8 protein-coding genes are annotated in these 7825 nt (G+C 35.6%); 4 read left to right on the top strand and 4 right to left on the bottom strand.

Annotated elements, in window-relative coordinates:
* Nucleotides 1–169: 169 nt before the first annotated feature.
* Nucleotides 170–1549: a magnesium transporter gene (gene mgtE / locus ACTWQB_RS16415; protein ID WP_443140243.1), complete on the bottom strand. Its 1380-nt coding sequence runs from the start codon at nt 1547–1549 to the stop codon at nt 170–172.
* 179 nt (nt 1550–1728) lie between these two features.
* On the opposite strand from mgtE, the gene ACTWQB_RS16410 reads away from it, so the two are divergent.
* The gene (locus ACTWQB_RS16410; protein WP_443140242.1) at nt 1729–2898 is read left to right on the top strand and encodes an FtsW/RodA/SpoVE family cell cycle protein; all 1170 of its coding nucleotides are present in this window, start codon (nt 1729–1731) and stop codon (nt 2896–2898) included.
* Here the strand turns inward: ACTWQB_RS16410 and ACTWQB_RS16405 are convergent.
* The 3 genes from ACTWQB_RS16405 to ACTWQB_RS16395 are packed head-to-tail and all read right to left on the bottom strand — an operon-like array spanning nt 2895 to nt 5206.
* Nucleotides 2895–3758 carry an RluA family pseudouridine synthase gene (locus ACTWQB_RS16405; protein ID WP_443140241.1) on the bottom strand — a complete coding sequence of 288 codons (864 nt, stop codon included), beginning with the start codon at nt 3756–3758 and terminating at the stop codon, nt 2895–2897. The genes ACTWQB_RS16410 and ACTWQB_RS16405 overlap by 4 nt on opposite strands.
* A complete protein-coding gene (locus tag ACTWQB_RS16400; protein ID WP_443140240.1) occupies nt 3755–4570 on the bottom strand; it encodes an NAD kinase in 816 nt (271 codons plus the stop codon). The genes ACTWQB_RS16405 and ACTWQB_RS16400 overlap by 4 nt, the downstream gene beginning before the upstream one ends.
* 21 nt (nt 4571–4591) lie before the next feature.
* Nucleotides 4592–5206 (bottom strand): GTP pyrophosphokinase, encoded by a 615-nt coding sequence (locus ACTWQB_RS16395; protein WP_443140239.1) that lies wholly within the window; start codon nt 5204–5206, stop codon nt 4592–4594.
* Between the two features lie 151 nt (nt 5207–5357).
* Between ACTWQB_RS16395 and ACTWQB_RS16390 the strand changes: the two genes are divergently transcribed.
* From ACTWQB_RS16390 to ACTWQB_RS16380, 3 genes are all read left to right on the top strand, one after another.
* Complete coding sequence (locus ACTWQB_RS16390; RefSeq protein WP_443140238.1) at nt 5358–5924, top strand: CYTH domain-containing protein; 567 nt, start codon at nt 5358–5360, stop codon at nt 5922–5924.
* A gap of 122 nt (nt 5925–6046) precedes the next feature.
* Nucleotides 6047–6430 carry a globin domain-containing protein gene (locus ACTWQB_RS16385; RefSeq protein ID WP_443140237.1) on the top strand — a complete coding sequence of 128 codons (384 nt, stop codon included), beginning with the start codon at nt 6047–6049 and terminating at the stop codon, nt 6428–6430.
* A gap of 30 nt (nt 6431–6460) precedes the next feature.
* Nucleotides 6461–7357, top strand: coding sequence for a ClpXP adapter SpxH family protein (locus ACTWQB_RS16380; RefSeq protein ID WP_443140236.1), 897 nt, complete (start codon nt 6461–6463; stop codon nt 7355–7357).
* The last annotated feature ends 468 nt before the right edge of the window (nt 7358–7825 follow it).

The raw sequence follows: 7825 nt of genomic DNA, 5'->3' as shown, positions 1-7825 counted from the left end.
TGATTCATAGGGAAGACCTCTTTTCTGTGAATTTTAGTCTGCTAACTTAATTCTACAGAATGGGTCTTCCTTTTTCTATATCATTGAAAATCGGAATAGCCATTTACACAAAATATTTTACACTCTCACTCAATCCATATTTTAAATAAAGATTGAGTATTTTATAACTTTAAGTTAAATATTCCATAAACATCGTTGCCATGCCAAAGTAAATAATGACAGAAATAATGTCATTAATCGTTGTGATGAATGGACCACTTGCTACGGCTGGGTCAATTTTAATTTTGTGCATTAATAATGGTAAAAATGCTCCTGCAATTGTTGCGACAATTAGAGACACCATGATTGAAACACCCACCACGATGCCTAAAAACAGTTGATCAATTCCTTGCCAGACAACAACAACAAATATAATTGTAGCTCCACATACAACTCCTGTAATAAGTCCTGTTAGAGTTTCACGCATTAATCGTTTTAAAACGCCTTCACTCATAACATCTCCCGTTGCAATACCACGTACTGTAACAGCTAATGCCTGAGTACCAGTGTTACCAGCCATTCCTGCAATTAAAGGGATGAATACAGCTAATAATGCGACTTGAGAGATGGTATCTTCAAATTGTCCAATCAAACTAGCTGTAATCATACCAAGAAATAATAATATAATTAGCCAAGGTAAACGTTTCTTAGCTGCATCTACAGCACTCAAGTCATTTCGGTCCATATCCGTTACAGCGGCTAGTTTTGAATAGTCATCACTAGCCTCTTCGTCCATTACATCTAAAATATCATCGACTGTGATAATACCTAATAGATGCTTTTTAAAATCAACTACTGGTAATGCTAAAAAATCATAGTCACGCATAAGTTTAGCGATAGATTCTTGATCATCACCTGCCGATGCATATACAACACGCTCACTCATAACATCACTAACTACCCAGTCATCTTCTGCGATAATTAAATCTCGAAGTGAAATAACACCAACTAAGCGCTTCTCATTATCAGTCACAAAGACATAATAAATCGTTTCAGCATCTGGTGCTTTTTCACGAAGATGTAGCATAGCTTGTCTAATTGTCATATTTTGATTCACCACAACGTATTCCGTTGTCATGATACTACCTGCAGTTCGTTCTTCGTAGTGAAGCAGGTTTTTAATCTCACGTGCCTCTTCTCTATTCATTAACGTGAGGTAACTAGCAATTTGATTACGTTCCAACGTATTCATAATATCAACAGCATCATCTGTTGATAGTTCGTCAAAAATTTGCGCTGCAAAACGAGGATTCATCTCGGTAATGATTTCACCAACATCATCCAGTTCAAAGTGTTCAATTACCTCCGCCATTTCATCTGGCGATAAATAAGTGTAAATTTGCAACCTTGTTTCTTTAGGCAAGTTAACAAAAATATTCGCCTGATCATATGGGTGCAATTCCAAAAACTCTGACCTAAATTGGTCGATGGAATCCTTTTCTAATGCTCGATATATTTTTTCTATTATTCCTTCATACTCAATACTTTTATGTTTTTGTTGCATTTCCATCGTTGCCCCTCCTTCAGACGAAATTCAATATGTTTCATTTTATATAAAACATAGGGATATGCCAACCGCAAACTTTAAAAATCTGTTAAAACTTTTAGATAGCATCTATTCCCTATTTTAAATTAGGCTTTTTTAACGTATGATTATTATAGAGAGAAACAGTATTAAGGGAGATTATCATGGACAATCAATTGCACAAACAACGTTTAGATACGTTTCTAGTTACTACGATTATTTTAATCATAGGGATTAGTGTATTTACTTTATATACATTAGGTGAAGCTTACCCATCGTATGCTGGATTTTATAAACGACAAATTATCTGGTTTATTGTAAGCTGTGTTGGTGTAGCAGCAATTATGGTAATAGACTTTGATCGGTATCGGAAGTTCGCTTGGCCTTTGTATATATTAGGTATTTTTATGTTAGCAGGCTTACATTTCCTACCTTGGGCTTGGGAAAACAATGGAGCTCTTCGGTGGTATAAATTCGGAACAATCACATTACAACCATCTGAGTTCGTTAAAGTATTCTTAGTTGTTGCCTTAGCTCATGTTATTACGCGTCATAATGAAAAATGGACTATAAAAGATTTAAAGTATGATCTTTATTTACTTGGAAAGATTTTAGCGTTAACCATACCTGTCTTCTTATTAATTGCAATACAACCTGATATAGGGTCTTCTTTAGTTATTTTATCCATTGCAGCATTTTTAATCGTTATTTCAGGTATAAGATGGAGAACAATTATTACGTTATTTGGTACAGCCTTTGTTATTATCGCATCTTTATTTTTATTGTATTTTTCAGATCCCGATGCATTTATCTCGTTTATTGAAGATGAAACATCGTTTGATCACGTTGCTGATCGTATAAAAGCTTGGGATAATCCACACTTATACACAGATGGATCTGCCATGCAGGCAATTAAATCAATGCTTGCCATTGGTTCTGGTCAATTGTCAGGTAAAGGTACAATGGGCTATCAAGTTTGGATACCGGAACGACATACAGATATGATATTTACGGCTGTTGCAGAACAATTTGGATTCATTGGATCAAGTGTCATCATCATCTTATATTTTTTAATGATTTATAGAATTGTACAAATCGCACTTGAAACTAAAGACCCTTTTGGATCTTATTTATCAATCGGAATCGTTGGTATGTTTACGTATCAAATCTTCCAGAACATTGGAATGTCCATACAATTGCTTCCACTAACAGGGCTACCTCTTCCATTCTTAAGCTATGGAGGAACCTCTTTATTAGTTTATATGGCAGCTATTGGATTAGTCCTAAACATACGTTCTAGACAGCGAAGCTTTATGTTTGAATCGGAGAATTAATCAATTAGACCTTGTATTTCATCTGGGTAAGATGCTACAAAGGAAAATTTCCGACCGGATAACGGGTGGTGAAAGGAAAGTATACGTGCATGTAATGCTTGCCCTTTTATCAATAATTGATTTGCACCATATAAATCGTCACCAACAATAGGATGACCAATATGTGCAAAATGAACACGAATTTGATGTGTTCTTCCTGTTTCTAATTTAACTCTTAATAAAGAGCGGTTATTCATTTCCTTCATAACTTGAAAATGGGTAATCGCTCTTTTTCCATCAGGATCCACCCTACGTTCAATAATAGACGGTAAGTTTCTAGAGATTGGTTTGTCAATTAGGCCATTTGTTTTCGCTAATTTACCCTCAACAATTGCTCTATACTCTTTATGAATATTTTGGTTAGCTAATAAATGATGTACATACTTATTCTTTGCTATTAATACGATGCCTGATGTCCATTTATCAATTCTTGTTACGACATGTATTGTACTATTAATTTGTCTAGCTTTATAATAATGTGCTATTCCGTTTGCTAACGTTACTTGATCATTCATATTAGGTAACACTGATAAGCCTCTAGGTTTATTTAACACCAACAAGCATTCGTCCTCATAAACAATATTTAATGTCACTTCAGTTGGTGTAATATTAGAGTTCATTTGTTCAAATGGGAATTCTATAGTTAACTTATTACCCTTTTTTAGGCGATGTCTAACTGTAGCTGGTAAGCCATCTACTAAAATACAACCATCTTTCTTTAATTCTTTTAATAAACGATTAGAAAAAGCTCGATCGTGCAATAAATAATCACGAACGAGCTTATGTTCATCTTTAGATTTAATATACCATTCAAGTCTCATTGATCATGCCCCGTTCTAGAATCAGAAATAAATGAATCATGTACCCTTTTCCAGAATGGGAATGGTCTGAAGCGTGCAAACCTTACACGTTCTTTAGCTACACGACATTGAATGGTATGAACATCATTAAAAGCCATATTTAAATGATCGATTGTAATCATAAATGTGCGTTCATTTTTAGGTCTTAAAATGGCTGTATGATGTTTAGGTAAAATAAGTGGTGAACCTACTGTACGGAATACACGATTATTGATTGACGCCATTTCGGTTATTTGAATGGCTTCTAAAGATGGGTGGATAATCGCACCACCTAATGCCTTATTATAAGCAGTTGAACCAGAAGGGGTTGAGATACATAAACCATCCCCTCTAAATGTTTCAAAATGTTCACCTTTAATTTCAACATCAACAACTACCGACCCTTCAGAAGTTTTTACTGTTATTTCATTTAATGCAATATAAGTATGTTCTTGATCGTAGTCATTTGGTCGAATGGTTAACTCTAAAAGTGGATATTCGACAACTTGGAATGGTGTTCTTGCAATTTCAATAATTAGTTTTTCTAATTCATCGGGTACCCAATCTGCATAAAAACCTAGGTGACCAGTGTGAATTCCGATAAACGCTGTCTTGTCTAGACGATGAACATAACGATGGAATGCCTCAAGTAACGTCCCATCACCACCGACTGAAATGCACAAATCTGGTTCCTCTTCGTTATACTCCATTTTAAATTGTGATAGATAGCTTTTTAACTTAGACTTAATTTCCTTTGAATCTTGGTCACCGCGGCATTGGATTGAAAATTTCATTAGTACGACTCCTTTCCTCAGCTAATCTTTTTTACGTCTGAATACTTCCTGGGCATCTCGAATTTCCTGTCTAATTTTGGACATTTCTTCATCGAGACGAAAAGCCGCTTCAGAGGCATTTTTTAAACGCTGTTTAATGTCACTTGGAATCTGACCTGAATATTTATAATTTAATGAATGCTCATTAATAGCCCAAAAATTCATGGCTAATGTTCTAATTTGTATTTCAGCTAACAACCTTTTTTCACCATATATTGTTTCTACAGGATATGTAATAATAACGTGATATGAACGATAACCACTTTCCTTATTTTTTTCAATATAGTCTTTTTCCTCTACAATGTTAAAATCTTTTCTCAACCTAAGCAGATCTACAATATCATAGATGTCTTCAACGAAAGGACAAACCACTCTTAACCCAGCAATGTCCTGAATTTCTTCTTCAACATTTGCCATAGCGATTCCTCGTCGTTTTGCTTTTTCAATAATACTTGAGATCGGCTTAACTCGACCTGTAACAAATTCGATTGGAGAATGGCGTGATTCATAATCGAATTGCTTTCTCATGCCTTTAAGTTTAATTTTTAGTTCGTCTACTGCTTGTGTATATGGTGCTAAGAATATCTCCCAATTCATGCCGTTCCCCTCACTTTCCAAATCTTGCGAAGTTGCATTTTTATTGTATCATAAAATTATTTCAACTTAACTTTTGAAACACTTAGAAGTATCGCGCATAATAATGTCAAATGAACTTAAGGACGAACTTAAATTGTAAAGGGAGATGACCATGCAAGAAATCGAAATCGAATTTAAAAATTTACTTTCAGAAAGTCAGTATAAACAGATGCGTGATGATTACTTCAAAAATGAAATGCCTAAAAAACAAATTAATTATTACTTTGAAACTGAGCTTTTCTCATTCAAAAAACATTTAATGGCACTCCGTATTAGAGAAAAAGGTTCACAGTATATTGCAACACTCAAGCAGCCAAGCCATGAAGGCTTATTAGAGACACATGACTTATTAACAAAAGATGAAGCTGATAAATGGTTTAACAATCAGGTGGAGTTGAAAGACCATATACGTGAACAAATCAAACACTTGAATATTCACGATAAAGATATTAAATATATGGGATCGTTAATCACTTATCGTTTAGAAAAAAATGTTAATGATATGACTCTTGTACTAGACTATAGCCAATATAACGGACAAGAAGACTATGAATTAGAAATTGAAGCACCTTCTCAAGTGCGAGGAGAAGCTTTCTTTAAAGATGTTTTAACTAAGTACTCTATTAAACGTACAAAGCCCGAAAACAAGATTCAACGCTTCTTTAATAGCCTTAGCTAGAACTTATAATTTGCCAGTCTAGTGTTACGTTGCTACAATATATACAGAAAAATGATAACTCAATAACTCAATTTGCACTAATTCATATATACTATTTCTTATTGAGAAAGGATTTTACTAACATGGCTTATCAACAAGGCAATATTTACGATGCAATCGGTGGCGCTGAAGCCGTAGAACGATTAGTTGAAGCTTTCTATAAACGCGTTGGACAACATCCAGAATTAATTCCAATATTCCCGGATGATTTAACAGAAACAGCTAGGAAACAAAAACAATTCCTAACTCAATTTTTTGGTGGCCCTCCACTTTATATTCAAGAACATGGTCACCCTATGTTAAGGGCACGTCATATGCCCTTCCCAATAACACCTACTCGACGAGATGCATGGCTTGAATGCATGGCAGGTGCATTAGAAGAAGCTGAGATCGAAGAACCTTATAAAACTTCTATTTATGAGCGATTAACGATGACAGCTAATCATATGATGAATACTGAAGAATAATATAAATACATTCTTGAAAGGGGAATCGATGTGGGAAAGTTAACATCAGAAGTTATGGACAATCTAGCATCGAATGATAATTCCCAAGTTGACTTTTGTTCTTTAATTAATAAACCTGTAGAAATGTACGTTTTTATAGATCCACTTTGTCCAGAATGTTGGTCGCTTGAACCAGCCATTAAGAAGCTAGCGATGGAGTTTGGCTGTTATTTCAAATTACGATCAATTGTATCTAGTAATCTAACAAACTTAAACAACCACTCAATAAATAAAACAGACAAATTAGCAAAGTTTTGGGAAAACACAGCATCCAGAACAGGAATGAGTTGTGATGGGGATTTATGGTATGAAAACCCAGTTTCTGCACCCTCTATTGCAACACTATCGATTAAGGCTGCTGAGTTTCAAGGTCAAAGACTTGGCTCTAAGTTTCTAAGAAAGTTACAAGAGCATTTATTCTTAGGCAAGAAGAATATATCGGATGAAAAGGTTTTACTAGACATTGCTAAGGAAGTCAATTTGGATATCGATGAATTTAACAAAGATCTTCACTCAGACACTGCTTTAAGAGCTTTAAAGTGCGATTGGAATCTAACTCGTGAGATGGACGTTGATAACTATCCAACAGTGGTTATGTTTAACCGAGGTCATGACGGTGACGGTCTAAAAGTTTCGGGACTACATTCTGCACAAGTGTATGAAAGAGCATTCTTTGAGATACTCGGTCAAAGGGTGCAACCACTTAGAAAACCATCTTTAGAAGACTTTTTATGTCACTTTGAATCTGTTGCAACGAAAGAAGTCGCGGTTGTTTATGATTGGACCATTGAACGAGCAGAAAAAGAGCTAAAGAAATTAGTTTTAAAACAAAAGGTCGAGCGTGTGCCAGTAAAATACGGAACATTTTGGAGATATATTCATTCATAGGAGGGGACCCCTCCTATTTTTTAGGCTCTATACTAAATGTGGTGGTGTCCATTGTTACAACAATTATGTTGAGAGATTGATGATTGAACCGTTGGTTTGTGACTCGCTATCGGCGGACGCTTGCCGTGGGCACGAGCTGAAGATCCACTGGCGTCGCCGCCTATCGCTCGTCACATTCTCATCTGTATAAAAAGATGAGGTTGAACATCACATTCAAAACAAAAAAATCATTTGAAAGGTTGCGTCGAAAGGTTTTATGGCACCAATTTGGTGCTACAATCATTCAATAAAGCATCTATAACAGAATAAAGAGCATAAAACCACTTTTGTGTTAGGTGAGCCGCACTAAGCGGAATCAAAATGCGTAGACTCCTGCGGGAACAGCACGAGTCTCGAGACCCCACAGGCCCCGCTCTTTGGGCCGAGGAGGCTCGAGCCGTGCCCGCGGAAAGCGAAGCATTTTGATGG

It is taken from the genome of Piscibacillus sp. B03 (genome assembly GCF_052246295.1).
GTDB lineage: Bacteria > Bacillota > Bacilli > Bacillales > Alkalibacillaceae > Piscibacillus.
The sequence above is the reverse complement of the archived record's forward strand: the minus strand, read 5'-3'. Positions and strand labels throughout refer to the sequence as shown.